Origin of the sequence: Psychroserpens jangbogonensis (genome assembly GCF_000797465.1) — a bacterium.
Lineage (GTDB): Bacteria > Bacteroidota > Bacteroidia > Flavobacteriales > Flavobacteriaceae > Psychroserpens > Psychroserpens jangbogonensis.
Genome location: NZ_JSWG01000006.1, coordinates 238,952 through 253,345 on the forward strand (window position 1 = coordinate 238,952; position 14,394 = coordinate 253,345).

Annotated in this window: 10 protein-coding genes; 8 read left to right on the forward strand and 2 right to left on the reverse strand. The window is 32.5% G+C overall.

The annotated features are described in order from the left end of the window. The 5 genes from RH81_RS04530 to RH81_RS04550 all read left to right on the forward strand — a co-directional run bounded on the left by RH81_RS04530 (position 1) and on the right by RH81_RS04550 (position 6,350). Positions 1-816 carry a prohibitin family protein gene (locus RH81_RS04530; RefSeq protein WP_033958356.1) on the forward strand — a complete coding sequence of 272 codons (816 nt, stop codon included), beginning with the start codon at positions 1-3 and terminating at the stop codon, positions 814-816. Positions 817-823: 7 nt separating this feature from the next. After that, positions 824-1,366, forward strand: a complete 543-nt coding sequence (locus tag RH81_RS04535; protein WP_033958358.1) for a hypothetical protein — start codon at positions 824-826, stop codon at positions 1,364-1,366. 59 nt (positions 1,367-1,425) lie between these two features. Next, on the forward strand, positions 1,426-2,145 hold the full coding sequence (locus tag RH81_RS04540) for a 1-(5-phosphoribosyl)-5-[(5-phosphoribosylamino)methylideneamino]imidazole-4-carboxamide isomerase (protein ID WP_033958726.1): 720 nt from the start codon (positions 1,426-1,428) through the stop codon (positions 2,143-2,145). A gap of 158 nt (positions 2,146-2,303) precedes the next feature. Next, entirely contained in the window at positions 2,304-5,426 is a 3,123-nt protein-coding gene (locus RH81_RS04545) for a zinc-dependent metalloprotease (RefSeq protein ID WP_033958360.1), read from the forward strand. A 138-nt stretch (positions 5,427-5,564) separates the two neighbouring features. Next, positions 5,565-6,350 (forward strand): tRNA pseudouridine synthase A, encoded by a 786-nt coding sequence (locus RH81_RS04550; RefSeq protein WP_033958363.1) that lies wholly within the window; start codon positions 5,565-5,567, stop codon positions 6,348-6,350. 2 nt (positions 6,351-6,352) lie between these two features. Here the strand turns inward: RH81_RS04550 and RH81_RS04555 are convergent, their stop codons facing one another. Both RH81_RS04555 and tsaD read right to left on the reverse strand, forming a co-directional pair. Beyond that, the gene (locus RH81_RS04555; protein ID WP_033958366.1) at positions 6,353-6,679 is read right to left on the reverse strand and encodes a TfoX/Sxy family protein; all 327 of its coding nucleotides are present in this window, start codon (positions 6,677-6,679) and stop codon (positions 6,353-6,355) included. A 3-nt stretch (positions 6,680-6,682) separates the two neighbouring features. Beyond that, positions 6,683-7,705, reverse strand: a complete 1,023-nt coding sequence (tsaD, locus tag RH81_RS04560; protein WP_033958368.1) for a tRNA (adenosine(37)-N6)-threonylcarbamoyltransferase complex transferase subunit TsaD — start codon at positions 7,703-7,705, stop codon at positions 6,683-6,685. A 112-nt stretch (positions 7,706-7,817) separates the two neighbouring features. On the opposite strand from tsaD, the gene RH81_RS04565 reads away from it, so the two are divergent. From RH81_RS04565 to gap, 3 genes are all read left to right on the forward strand, one after another. Next, complete coding sequence (locus RH81_RS04565; RefSeq protein ID WP_241478954.1) at positions 7,818-12,221, forward strand: translocation/assembly module TamB domain-containing protein; 4,404 nt, start codon at positions 7,818-7,820, stop codon at positions 12,219-12,221. A 137-nt stretch (positions 12,222-12,358) separates the two neighbouring features. Next, positions 12,359-13,345: a 6-phosphofructokinase gene (pfkA, locus tag RH81_RS04570; protein ID WP_033958373.1), complete on the forward strand. Its 987-nt coding sequence runs from the start codon at positions 12,359-12,361 to the stop codon at positions 13,343-13,345. A gap of 48 nt (positions 13,346-13,393) precedes the next feature. Then, positions 13,394-14,386, forward strand: a complete 993-nt coding sequence (gap, locus tag RH81_RS04575) for a type I glyceraldehyde-3-phosphate dehydrogenase (protein WP_033958375.1) — start codon at positions 13,394-13,396, stop codon at positions 14,384-14,386. Positions 14,387-14,394: the final 8 nt, after the last annotated feature.

The window sequence follows — 14,394 nt, forward strand, 5'->3', positions numbered from 1 at the left end:
ATGGAAAAATTACCAAAAGGAGGCATATTTGCCTTAGTTATTGTTGTTGTTTTATTAATTACACTGTTTAAATCGGCAGTCACTATAGACTCTGGAGAAGCAGGAGTTCTTTTTGAAACTTTTGGAAACGGTGTTGTTACAGATGAGCCACCAATGGGTGAAGGTTTTCATATTGTTGCACCATGGAACAAAGTTTATGTTTATGAAGTACGTCAGCAAGAGCTTTTTGAAAAAATGAAGGTATTATCTTCAAACGGTTTGGAAATTCAAATTGATGCTTCAGCGTGGTACGAGCCGGTTTATGATCAGTTAGGTAATTTGCATCAATCTTTAGGGCAAGGCTATTTGCAGCGTGTAATTCAACCTGCAATTCGTAGTGCAGCAAGAAGTGTTATTGGACGCTATACGCCAGACGATTTGTATTCAACTAAACGTGACGCTATTCAAGTTGAAATTTATGAAGAAACCAAGAAAATACTTGATAAGCAATATGTTCAATTAAATGAGGTATTAGTAAGAGATGTAACTTTACCTCCAACAATTAAAGAAGCTATTGAGCGTAAATTAAAGCAAGAGCAAGAATCTTTAGAGTATGAATTTAGACTTGAAAGTGCAAGAAAAGAAGCTGAGAAAGTTATTATTGAAGCAAAAGGTAAGGCAGAATCAAATAGAATTTTAAGTGCATCATTAACAGATAAAATACTTCAAGACAAAGGTATTGAAGCTACTGTGAAATTATCAGAATCACCAAATAGCAAAGTGATTGTAATAGGTTCTGGAGATTCTGGGATGCCAATTATTTTAGGTAACCAATAGAGATTTTGTGAAGTCGTCTCTTCTAATTCTTTTATTTTGTAGTTTAAATCTTTTCGCACAGGAAGGAGATAAAATTCATTATAGGAATTTAGTCGAAGCTTATTACAATAAAGACACAAAACAACCATTGTATATCTATGATAATATAAATGGAAATATTGTTGATACACTAAACAATATAGAAGCAGAAACTTCTTGGTACAAAATTGCCATTATAGCTAATGAATATGGATGGTTTAAAATCAAGAATATTCAAAGATTACCAAATGCGTACAAAAACTATGGTTATGAAAATCTTTGGGTTAAAACTTCAAATTTTTTAATCTCAGTTGATGTTTTTGAGGAAAACCATATAGTATATCTTTATGATGGACCAACAACTGAATCCAATAGGATTCATAAAATTGAAGGTATTCAACCTGTACACCTTATAGAAACAAATGACTTGTGGGCAATGGTAAGTTTTAAGGTAGGCAAAAAGACCGTTAAAGGTTGGTTAAATTATAAAGATCAATGTGCTTGTCCTTGGACAACCTGCCCAAAAAATTAAATAATTCTTATAAAAAGAAACGCAACAATAGTAGTGCTATTAAAAAACTATATGGAAATATGAGAATTATACCAACAATAGAAATTAAGGAAGGAAAATGTGTTAGTATTACAAATGGTGATTTCAGTACTCATAAAGTGTATAATGAAAACCCTATAGAAGTCGCTAGAGAATTAGAAGGAGCTGGAATGCAATATCTCCATTTGGTTGACTTGGATGGAGTAAAAGCTAATCATATTGTTAATTATAAAATCATAGAACAAATCACGTCTAAAACAAATTTGAAAATTGATTTTGTTGGTGGTTTGAAATCAAATGAAGATTTGCATATCGCCTTTAATTCTGGAGCCAAACAAATTTCTGGTGAAAATATAGCCATTAATGATCCTGAGACATTTGAAGGCTGGCTTTCAAAATATGGTGGCATAAAAATTATGTTGGGAGCAAATTGTAATAATGAAAAATTTACAGGAAACGGTTTGCAAGAAGACAGTGATTTAGATATCATTCCATTTATAAGATCTTACACAAGTAAAGGAATCAAATATGTAATTTGTACTGATCTCGTGATTGATGAGCCTATTTTAGGAGCATCATTTGAACTATATAAACGTATTTTACAAGAATCAAAAGACATCAAATTGATTGCCTCTGGTAATGTCGTGTCTTCATTAGATCACATTAATATATTAGAAGATTTAGGATGTGAAGGTGCCATAATTGGTAACGCCTTGTATGAAGGTAAAATTAGATTGAGAGATTTAGAGACCTATTCATAATTGTCATTCTAAAAGACTCAAATTCAATGATGTAGTGTTTTTATTACATGATTAAATTTGAGTCTTAATTTTTAATATCTATATCATAAATAAAAACAATTCTGGTTTTGAGTTGAATATTTTCCTTTATATTTATAGGATAATCAACTATTTCCTCCATGACTTTCAAATCAATTGCGATTTCCCTATTGTTTTTCTTAAGTTTTTTCTTCTCTTTTTCACAGGAATGTGGATTTGATTCTGAACAAAACAAACGTCGTCAAAACCCTGAATACCTTCGGCAATTAGAACAATCTGAAGATAAAATCCAGAATTTTATAGAATCAGAAGACATGTTTAATCGAATGGGTGGTGTATTGACTATTCCTGTGGTAGTTCATGTACTGCATTTAGGTGAAGCTGTTGGTGCTGGTACAAATATTTCTGCTGCTCAAATTCAAAGTAGTATCGATAACCTTAACGATTTCTATAGAGGTCTAACGCCTGCCAGTCCACTCGATTTTGAAATGGAATTTACTCTAGCACAACGAGATCCTAATTGTAATGCGACTACTGGTATAAATAGAATAGATGCCTCTGGAGTTACTGGTTATTTAACATCAGGTGTATCCTTTCAAGGAGCTGGTGCAGATGAAGACGACTTGAAAGATTTAAGTCGTTGGCCAGAAACAGATTATTTCAATGTTTGGATTGTCACTGAAATTGATGGAAATAATGGAGGTGGAGGTTTTCAAGGATATGCCAATTTTTTCAATGGCAATGCCTACGAAGGTTCTGTAATGATGCATAGCGTTTTTGGTTATGATCCGACGAATGCAAATCCATCTTGGCCTTTAAACTTCGCAAGAGATAATAGTACTGTGAGCCATGAAGTTGGTCATTACTTTCATTTATACCATACATTTCAAGGTGATGATGCTGATAATAACGGTATTTCAGACCAATGTCCAGATGATAGTGATGTTGGAAACAATGGTGATGGTTGTGCAGATACAGTACCACACCAAAGAGAGACTAGTACTTGTCCTGCAAATAATGCATGTACCGGAAACCCTTGGGTTGATGATAATACCATAAATAATATTATGAGTTATTATTGGTGTGCAGATTTAATGACTAACGATCAAAAAACAAGAGTTAGAGCTGCAATGGAAGGTACTTCCCTAGTGAATTCTAAAGGATTTCTTGCACCAGTTCCAAATTTTGTTGCGCCAAGTGCTGTTTGTAATACTAATACAGTATTATCATATGCTGCGGGAATTGTTAGTGTTGAATTAAATGGTATTACTTCTATATCTTCTGTTTCAGCAATTGATGGCGGAAACATAGACAAGAGTGGAGGTTGTACATATCCATTTGAAATTGACACATCTACTCCTAATACGCTAAATGTTGGTGTTTCAGGTAATCTTAATCAATTGGGAGTTTGGATAGATTGGAATGATGATGGCGATTTTGATGATGATGCAGAACAGCAGTATCTTTTAAGTGGAGGAATAGCTGCTAATAGTGTTACATCTATTGCTCTAACATATCCTACAATAATTCCTTATGATGATTTTGTAAGAATTAGACTCATTAATGATTTGGATAGTGGATATACTGGCCCTATACCTATTGATTCTCCTTGTTTTCTAAATTTATACTACGGTCAATCAGAAGATTATGCCATTTATGTAATGCCAAGTGCTTCAACAACCTATACGTATAATAATGCATGGTCACCAAGTGATCCAACTGGAGTTTCGGGTGCTTTAGATACCATTGATGTTGTTTCTGGAGATATTAATATAATTGCGAATACACAATGTAACAACCTTTCAATTCAAGCAGGTGCTTCAATGACAGTAGATATAGGTGTGACCTTAACAACAACTACTGTAGACTTAAACTCAACATCTCAACAATTTTCTAGTTTGATTTTAAATGGTACACTAACTGGTACTGTTAATTACAATAGATATACATCTGCTGTTGGTCCAGTTGGAACTAACGATTTGATTTCTCCTCCAGTTTCCGGACAAACCTTTGGTGCTTTTGATACAGCGAATCCAAATTTACCAGCATCTGGAACTATAAGAGCTTTCGCTCCTTATAATACAACTACAGGAGCTTTTGAAAACTATGACACTGTCACAAATGCTAGTACTGTTATTGGCTCAGGAACGGGTTACAGAACTGCAACAAATAGTGGCAACTCATTGACTTTCACAGGAACAGTATTAAGTTCAAATTTATTAAATGTTCCTATCTCTGATGATGCAATTTCAGATGCTTGGAATCTTGTTGGTAATCCATATCCAAGTTATTTAGATTTTGATGCATTCTTTGGTTTAAACCAATCAGAATTTGATTCTGCAAGTGCTTATCAAGCAATTTATGGCTATGATGGAGATGTGTCTAATGGTTGGACGGTTTGGAATCAAGCAACAATTGATGATCTATTGGAAACCGAATTGATTGCTCCTGGTCAAGCATTCTTTGTGAAATCTCAATTTGGTGGAGGACTCCTAGATTTCACAACTACAATGAGACGTACTGGATCTGATGACGATTTTATAATGGGTCGTTCTGCAAACAATACTAACCTTGCATTAAGCAAACTAATTTTAACAAGTCCTTCTAACAACGCCAATACAAGTATTTATTTTATAGATGGCATGACAAGAGGTTTAGATGATGGTTATGATGCTGGTTCATATCAAGGAGTTTCAGAAGAATTTTCAGTATTTACTATTCTTTTAGAGGATAATGAAGGATTAGATATTGCTATTCAATCATTACCATACAGTGATTTTAATGATGTTGTCATTCCTTTAGGAGTTAAAGCAGTTGTAGAAGGTCAATTGACAATCGGATTAGATCCTAATTCATCTTTGCCTTCTAATGTTAATGTTTATTTAGAAGACACGCAAGAGAACACGTTAACGCTACTAAATACTTCAGATTATATATTTACACCAACAAATGATTTAATTGGTATAGGACGTTTCTTTTTGCGATATTCTTCTGAAACCTTATCATTAAATACAGATAATAACCTTAATGATTTAATCATTTATACAAATGAAAGTCATAAAGACATTATCATTAAAGGAATACTTACTGCTGCTACTAAAACAGATTTATATGATATTCAAGGTAGATTAGTTTTAAGTAAAAATTTAGAGCAGTCTAGCATAACCAATACAATTGATGTGTCATCAATTAGTTCTGGTGTTTATATTATTCAAGTATCAAATAAGAATAGTACAAAGACGCAAAAGCTTATCATAAAATAACTGGATATTGAAACTGTCGTTAAACTTAATTAGCGACAGTTTCTCTTTTAATGCAGAACATGTTTTGGCTTTCATCATAATCAACAAGTATGTCTTCAAAAATTTTGTAAAAACTCATAATATTGCGTTCTTGCCTGTATGTTTAATAAGAAGCGTTATTACTATTTAATTAAGATTCAATACCTAGGTTATCGTTTTCACGGTTGGCAAAAACAACCAAAATTGAAAACCATTCATCTTATGATCGATCGAACGCTTAATTTCATTCTTGAAGGCAAACAGTTTAAGACTTTAGGCTCAGGACGTACAGATGCCATGGTGTCTGCAAACGAATCTGCCTTCGAATTATTTATTTATGAAAAGATAGAAGACGAAGTTGCCTTTTTAGATCTATTTAATCATAATCTTCCGCAAGATTTAAGAGCTTTAGCTATTGAAGAAGTTGATGCAGAATTTAATATCATTCAGCATTCAAAAATCAAAGAATATGTCTATTTGTTTACTTTCGGACAAAAATGTCATCCGTTTTGTGCGCCACTAATGACTACTATTTTAGATGATTTGGATATTGAAATAATGAAAGAAGGCGCCAAACTTTTTGAAGGTCTACATAATTTTAAACCTTATTGTTTTAGAGCCACAGACAAAGGGTTATATCTTAGAGAAGTTGAAAGCTGTCGATTGGTTGAAAACACCTTATTTACTGCAAATTTCTTTCCAGAGAATACGTTTACGCTTATTGTAAAAGGAAAAGGTTTTGGACGTAATCAAATTCGATTAATGATGGGAACACTTATTAAATTGGGTAGAGGAGAAGTGGATTTAAATTATATTGAAAGTTCTCTAAAACCTGAAAGTACAGAAGTGATGGATTTTATTGCTCCAGCTTCTGGATTGATTTTAAATTCTGTAGAATTTGAATAAGATTATAATTTGCTCTTAGCATGTTCTAATCCCAATTCTATATAATGTAATAATTCCGTTTCAGTTTTAAAACCATCTTGAGAAACATAAACAAACTCCTTCATTGGCCGTTTTGTAAAATCCATTGGTCTCACAGTTTCTTTTGCCAATTCGATTTCCATTTTATTTGAAACAATACGAACTGCCAATTCCTCTTTAACAATTCCAACTGTCATTTTTCCTTGATATAGAAAAGATAAACCACCAAACATTTTCTTTTCAGTAAAATCTTCTGGAAACAATTTTAGTTGTTCTCGTATTCTATTGGCCAGTAATTCGTTGAACGCCATAGTTTATATTTTTAATCTAGCAGAAGCCATCACACTCTGATCAGCATAATCACCTTCTAAATATTTAAGATGACCAACAATAGCAATCATTGCTGCATTATCTGTCGTGTATTCAAATTTAGGCACGTAAGTCGTCCATCCAAATTTGTTTTCGCCTTCTTTTAAAGCTTGACGTATTCCAGTATTAGCAGATACACCACCACCAATCGCAATATGATTAATACCAGTTTCTTTTGTGGCTAGTTTCAGTTTGTCAATTAAGATTCCAATAATTGTGTACTGAATAGAAGCACAGATATCATTTAAATTCTCTTCTATAAAATTAGGATTGGCTTTTACTTGTTTCTGTACAAAATATAATATTTGAGTTTTCAATCCTGAAAAACTAAAATTCAATCCACCAACTTTAGGCTTAGTAAACGGAAATGCTTTTGGATTACCCAGTTTTGCTCGCCTATCAATTTCCGGACCTGCAGGATAACCTAAACCAAGTGTTTTACCACTCTTATCAAAAGCTTCACCAACAGCATCATCAATAGTTTCTCCAATAACTTTCATATCAAAATGAGACGAAACGTTTACTATTTGAGTATGACCTCCCGAAATGGTCATGGCCAAAAACGGAAAAGGAGGTTTTACAAAATCAGCTTCTTCAATAAAATGTGCTAAAATATGGGCTTGCATATGATTCACATCAATTAAAGGAATATCTAATCCGTAAGCCAAAGATTTTGCAAAAGATGTACCTACTAACAAAGAACCCATTAATCCAGGTCCTCGTGTAAAAGCTATTGCATTTAATTGAGACTTATCAATATTTGCTTTTTTGAGTGCCTGATCAACAACAGGAACAATATTCTGTTGATGCGCTCTAGAGGCTAATTCTGGAACAACTCCGCCATACTCTTTATGTATTTTTTGGCTAGCTACAATGTTGCTTAAAATTTCACCATTATGCATTACTGCTGCGGCTGTATCATCACATGAAGACTCAATAGCAAGAATATATATATTTTGTGAACTCATTAATATAAATTAGGCACAATAATTGTTAATTTTGAAGTCAAAGTTATAACTTTAAAGGCGTATCAAAAAATTCCTAAAAATACTATCAAAAATAGTAGCAATAATATTGCTATTGTTCATCATTTTGGTGCTGATATTATCTTTCCCACCAGTTCAAACTGCTTTAGGAAAATATGCTACTAATAAAATCAACAAAGAGTTTGGTACAAATATCAATATTGGTAAGATCGGACTTCAATTTAATGGTGATGTAGAACTTAAAGAAATCTACATTGAAGATTACAAAAAAGACACTCTCATTTCTATACAGGAATTGAATACATCAATTCTTAATTACGGAAATCTTTCAAACGGTAAACTTAATTTCGGTGATGTTGATATTATGGACTTAATACTCAATATCAAAACATACCATGGAGAAGAAGACACCAACCTTGATGTTTTTGTTGCCAGATTTGATGAAGATAATCCACGACCTGAAAAAAGTGGATTCTTATTATCATCTAGTGATGTTTCTATTTACGACAGTACGTTTCGACTTATTGATGAAAACAGAGAAACACATAAAGTTTTAGAATTTAACGATCTAAATATAAATGCTACAAACTTTGTAATTGAAGGTAGCGATGTAAGAACTCGCATAAATACTCTTGCTTTTAAAGATAGTAGAGGTGCACACATTCAGAATTTAATGACAGATTTTGAATACACCTTAACCTACATGAATTTTGAGAATTTGAGTATCAAAACCGAAAAATCAATATTAAAAGGTCAGTTGCGTTTTGATTATAACCGTGAAGATTTTAAGGATTTTGAAGATAAAGTGCAAATCACAGCATTTTTTGCTGATTCAGAAGTGTCCTTAAATGACTTAAATACATTTTATAATGAATTTGGTGTCGATCAAAAGGCTATGCTAAATGTGAATTTAACAGGTACCTTAAATGATTTGAATGCAAATAACCTTCAGTTAAATGCAAGTGGAAGAACAAAAATTTTTGGTGACCTAAATTTTAAAAACTTGTTTAGTAAAGCAGAAGGTGATTTTTCTATGAATGGACGCTATGACAATCTAACATCCAACTATTATGATTTAAAAGCGCTGCTTCCAAATATTTTAGGAGAGTCGATTCCAAGTGTGTTTTCAAAACTTGGTAATTTTAAAATCACAGGAACATCATATATCACAGATACAACTATCGATGCCAATATTAATATCAATACAGATTTGGGAATTATATTATCTGATATGAAAATGACTCATGTAGATGATATTGACAATGCTAATTATATAGGGAATGTAGTTTTTGATGAATTTGATTTGGGCATATTACTCAACGATCCAAAAGTTAAAACAACTTCATTTGACCTAGATGTTGATGGAAAAGGATTTACTGTTGAAAACCTAAGCACTCAAATTTCTGGGGACGTTTTTCATATAGAATACAACGATTATAATTATCAGGATATTGATGTTTCAGGTAAGCTAGGAAATCAAGTTTTTAATGGGTTCCTCGAGTCTAATGACGAGAACTTTAAATTCAAATTTAATGGTTTAGCAGATTTATCTAAGGATATAATGAGTTTCGATTTTAATGCAGATGTAGCCTATGCGAATCTTAAAGCACTTAACTTTATTAAAAAAGATAGTCTTTCAGTATTTAAGGGTAATATCACTATTTCTATGAAAGGTTCTGGTGTTGATGATGCCTTTGGTATTTTAAATTTCAAAAACACCAATTACATTAATGAGAATGACAACTACTTTTTTGAAGACTTTAAGGTGACATCAACGTTTAAAGGAAAACAACGAACTCTTAAAATAAATTCTCCTGATATTATTGAAGGAACCATGAAAGGTAACTTCAAATTTGTAGATCTTGGGAAACTTGCAGAAAATTCAATTGGAAGTATTTATACTAATTATTCACCACACCAAATTGAAACAGATCAATTTGTCGAATTCAATTTTAAAGTTTACAATAAAATAGTTGAAGCTTTTTATCACGATTTAGAGCTAGGCCCAAACACAACAATAAAAGGTCGAATTGAAACAAACGAAAAGAATTTCAATCTCACATTCAATTCACCACATATCAAACTCAAAGACTATTTTGCAAGTGATTTATCTGTGTTAGTAGATAATAGCAATCCTGTATTCAACACCTATATTGAAATTGATTCCTTAAGTACTGGATTTTATAATGTATCAGAGTTTAGCTTAATTAATGTGACGCAAAGAGATACTTTGTTTATTAAATCAGAATTCAAGGGAGGGAAACAAAATAACGATGACTACGATCTCAACTTGTTTTATACCATCAATGAAGAACAAAACTCTGTGATTGGATTTAGAAAGTCTGATATTACTTTTAAAGAGAATACTTGGACAATAAACGAAGAAAAAAATAATGCCAATAAAATTACTTTCGATAGGAACTTAGTTTCATTTGATATTGATAATATTTTAATGACTCACTTCGATGAAAAAATAGCCCTTTTTGGTAAGATTGATAATGCTCAAACTAAAGATATCAATCTTAACTTTACTGATGTAGATTTAACAAAAATCACACCGCGTATTGATAGTTTATCATTGGCTGGAAAAGTCAATGGTGGTTTGAAAATCTTACAGCAAGATGGTGTTTATTTGCCAAATTCAAGCATTACAATTAGTGACCTTAGAGCAAATAACTATGAATTAGGAGAGCTTAAAGCCAATATTACAGGGAATCAATCTCTAACAAATTATGTGGTTGATTTAAGCCTTAAAAATGACAATTTAAAGTCTCTAGCAGCTACGGGAACAATTGATGTAAGTGATAACAACTCTAATATTAACTTAGATGTTGATTTTGATGAATTTCTTCTTAACCCATTAGATCCTTTTGGTGAAGGCGTCATTACTAATATTAGAGGTTTGGTTACTGGTAATGCAAAAGTGACTGGTAGTCTAAAAGAACCTCAAATTAATGGTGACCTTTTACTAGATAATGCAGGTTTAACCATTCCGTACTTAAACGTTGATTATAGTTTTGATTTTGACTCTCGCGTTAAATTAGAATCACAAAAATTCATTTTTCAAGATGTAGAAATTACAGATTCTGAGTACTTTTCAAAAGCAAATTTAAACGGATTCATAGGTCATAAAAACTTTTCAGATTGGAAATTAGGATTGGAAATAGAAACCTCTAGACTCTTAGTTTTAGATACAGAGTATGATGAAGAAGAGCTCTACTATGGTACTGGTTTTGTAAGCGGAATAGCTGATATCATTGGCCCAACAGATGATCTTAAAATTGTTTTTAATGGAAGTACAGCTGAAGGCACTGTCTTTAAAATCCCATTAAGTGATTTAGAAACGTATGGAGACAACTCTTATATTAACTTTTTGTCGCCTGAAGAAAAGGACGCTAGAAAGAATGGTGAAATAATAAGAAAGAATGAATTTAAAGGATTACAATTAGAGTTTAATTTATTTGTAAATCCATATGCAGATATTGAAATCGTAATTGATAAAAACTCAGGAAGTACCATCCAAGGTAAAGGAAATGGTAATTTATTATTTGATATAAATACCAACGGAAAGTTCCAAATGTTTGGAGATTTCCAAATTTCTGAAGGAACTTATAATTTTGCATATGGTGGATTGGTTCAAAAAGAATTAAAAGTTGTTCCTGGTGGATCTATCAGATGGGAAGGCGATCCTTTAAAAGCGGAAATTGGGTTATCTGCAGTATATGCAACACAGGCAAATCCATCCGTATTATTAGACAATCCAATTAACAGAAATATTGATGTTGAAGTTATGATCAACCTCACGGGTCAATTAGAACAGCCAGAACCTGACTTTAGTTTTGATTTCCCTAATGTGGATTCTAATATCAGATCTGAGTTAGAATACCGATTAGAAACCAAAGAATCTAGAGAATTTCAAGCACTTAACGTTCTATCATTCGGTTCTTTTGCAAGTGAGTTTAACTTGGGTCAAAGCGCCTATGGAACCATTTCAGATCGAGTAAACTCATTGTTTAATAGTATTTTAGGTAATGATGGCAGCGATAAAATTAATATTGGTGTTAATTACCAAGCTGGACAACAAACTACAGAGTATGAAACAAACGATGAAATCGGACTTACATTAAGTACTAAAATTAGTGACCGAGTTCTAATTAATGGTAAGGTTGGAGTGCCAATAGGAGGCGTGAGTGAAACTGTAATTGCAGGAGATGTACAAATTGATGTCCTTCTAAATGAAGAGGGAACATTAACCGCTAAATTTTTTAATAGAGAAAACAATATTAGAAATTTTGGTGAAGAAATTGGTTATACGCAAGGCGTAGGTTTATCCTATAATGTAGAGTTTGATACGTTTCAAGAATTAATCCAGATTATCTTCACTGGAAAAAACAAAAAGAAAGACAAGTCTAAGGAAGAAAAGCCTAAGGATGATGAAGAGGATTTACTTCCAGATTTCATAAATGTGAAATCAGAAAAGGATAAAAAAAACAAATAAACTTCTACTTTTTACCGTAATCTTCAATTAGTTATTAACGAAAACGTTTGAAATTTTTGCGTGCTGTTAAATTATCACAAATACAGCAGCCATTGTTGTATTTGTTTATTAATTTTACTAAAACAAATGTGATTTTCATGTTACACACCATAAAAAAAATAGGAGTAATGACCTCTGGAGGAGACTCTCCAGGAATGAATGCTGGTATACGTTCTGTTGTTAGAGCCTGTGCATTTCACAATATAGAATGTATTGGAATCTACAGAGGATATGAAGGTATGATTGAAGGTGATTTCAAATCAATGGATGCTCGAAGTGTAAAAGGAATCATAAACAAAGGAGGTACGATTTTAAAGTCTGCTCGTTCTAAAGAATTTAGAACAGTCGAAGGACGAAAAAAAGCTCACGAACAGCTTGTAAAATCTGGAATTGATGCCTTTGTAGTTATTGGTGGTGACGGTAGTTTTACAGGAGCTATGATTTTTAGCCAAGAATATGGTATGCCTGTTATGGGTATTCCAGGAACTATTGATAACGATATATTCGGAACAACTCATACTTTAGGATACGATACTGCATTAAATACCGTCGTAGATGTTATAGATAAAATTCGCGATACTGCAAGTTCTCATAACCGATTATTTTTTATTGAGGTAATGGGAAGAGATGCTGGGCATATTGCATTAAATGTTGGTGTAGGAGCAGGAGCTGAAGAAATATTAATCCCGGAAGAAGACCTTGGATTAGATCGCCTTTTAGAATCTTTAAGACGTAGTAAACAATCTGGAAAATCTTCTAGTATTGTAGTCGTTGCTGAAGGTGATAAAATAGGGAAAAGTGTTTTCGAACTCAAAGACTATGTTGAAGAACACATGACAGAATATGAAGTACGAGTTTCTGTTCTTGGACATATGCAACGTGGTGGTTCTCCATCGTGCTTCGATCGTGTTTTAGCAAGTAGAATGGGAGTAAAAGCTGTTGAAAGCTTAATCACTGGAAGAACAAATTGTATGGTTGGTTTAAAAAATGATGTTATGACATTAACACCATTAGACCAAGCAGTAAAAGGGAAATCAAAAATAAATTTAGAATTATTACGCGTATCCGATATCATGTCGATATAAAGTAATGTCTATACAAATAAATAGTATTAACAGTAGAAAATTAAAAAAATGAAATTAGGAATAAACGGATTTGGTAGAATTGGTAGAATCGTATTTAGAGCAACTGTAAAACGTAGTGACGTTGATGTAGTAGCAATAAACGATTTATTAGATGTAGAACACTTAGCTTACTTATTAAAGTATGACTCAGTTCACGGAAGATTCGATGGTGAAGTTGAAGTAAAAGATGGTAACCTAGTAGTTGATGGAAAAACAATTAGAGTAACTGCAGAAAGAGATCCTAAAAACTTAAAATGGGACGAAGCAGGTGTTGATGTTGTTGCTGAATGTACAGGTATTTTTACAACTTTAGAAACAGCTCAATACCATATTGATGGAGGCGCTAAAAAAGTAGTAATTTCTGCACCAAGTAAAGATGCTCCAATGTTTGTAATGGGCGTAAATGATGATCAATTAACAGCTAGTCATACAATAGCATCTAATGCATCATGTACAACTAACTGTTTAGCTCCTTTAGCTAAAATTATTGAAGACAACTTTGGTATTGAAGAAGCGTTAATGACAACAATTCATGCTGCAACATCTACTCAATATACTGTAGATGCTCCTTCTCGTAAAAATTACCGTATTGGTCGTAGTGCTTTAAACAATATTATACCAACATCTACAGGTGCTGCAAAAGCAGTAGGAAAAGTAATTCCTGAGTTAGATGGAAAATTAACAGGTATGGCATTTAGAGTTCCAACTGTTGATGTTTCTGTTGTAGATTTAACGGTTAGAACTTCAAAAGAAACGTCTTTAGAAGAAATTAAAGCAGCTATTAAAAAAGCAGCTAATGGATCAATGGCAGGAGTAATGGGTTATACAGAAGATGCCGTAGTATCTCAAGATTTTGTAAGCGAAGAAAGAACTAGCGTATTTGATGCAGATGCATCTATAGAATTAAATTCAAAATTCTTTAAACTAATAGCTTGGTATGATAATGAATTTGGTTATTCAAATAAATTAGTTGACTTAGCTCAAAAGGTTCACTCTTTATAAAATAGTAT

Excerpts from the sequence above, each read along its gene's own strand:
- RH81_RS04530 (WP_033958356.1), top strand. The coding sequence starts at position 1 with ATGGAAAAATTACCAAAAGGAGGCATATTTGCCTTAGTTATTGTTGTT.
- RH81_RS04540 (WP_033958726.1), top strand. The coding sequence starts at position 1,426 with ATGAGAATTATACCAACAATAGAAATTAAGGAAGGAAAATGTGTTAGT.
- RH81_RS04545 (WP_033958360.1), top strand. The coding sequence starts at position 2,304 with ATGACTTTCAAATCAATTGCGATTTCCCTATTGTTTTTCTTAAGTTTT.
- RH81_RS04550 (WP_033958363.1), top strand. The coding sequence starts at position 5,565 with ATGTTTAATAAGAAGCGTTATTACTATTTAATTAAGATTCAATACCTA.
- RH81_RS04555 (WP_033958366.1), bottom strand. The coding sequence starts at position 6,679 with ATGGCGTTCAACGAATTACTGGCCAATAGAATACGAGAACAACTAAAA.
- tsaD (WP_033958368.1), bottom strand. The coding sequence starts at position 7,705 with ATGAGTTCACAAAATATATATATTCTTGCTATTGAGTCTTCATGTGAT.
- pfkA (WP_033958373.1), top strand. The coding sequence starts at position 12,359 with ATGTTACACACCATAAAAAAAATAGGAGTAATGACCTCTGGAGGAGAC.
- gap (WP_033958375.1), top strand. The coding sequence starts at position 13,394 with ATGAAATTAGGAATAAACGGATTTGGTAGAATTGGTAGAATCGTATTT.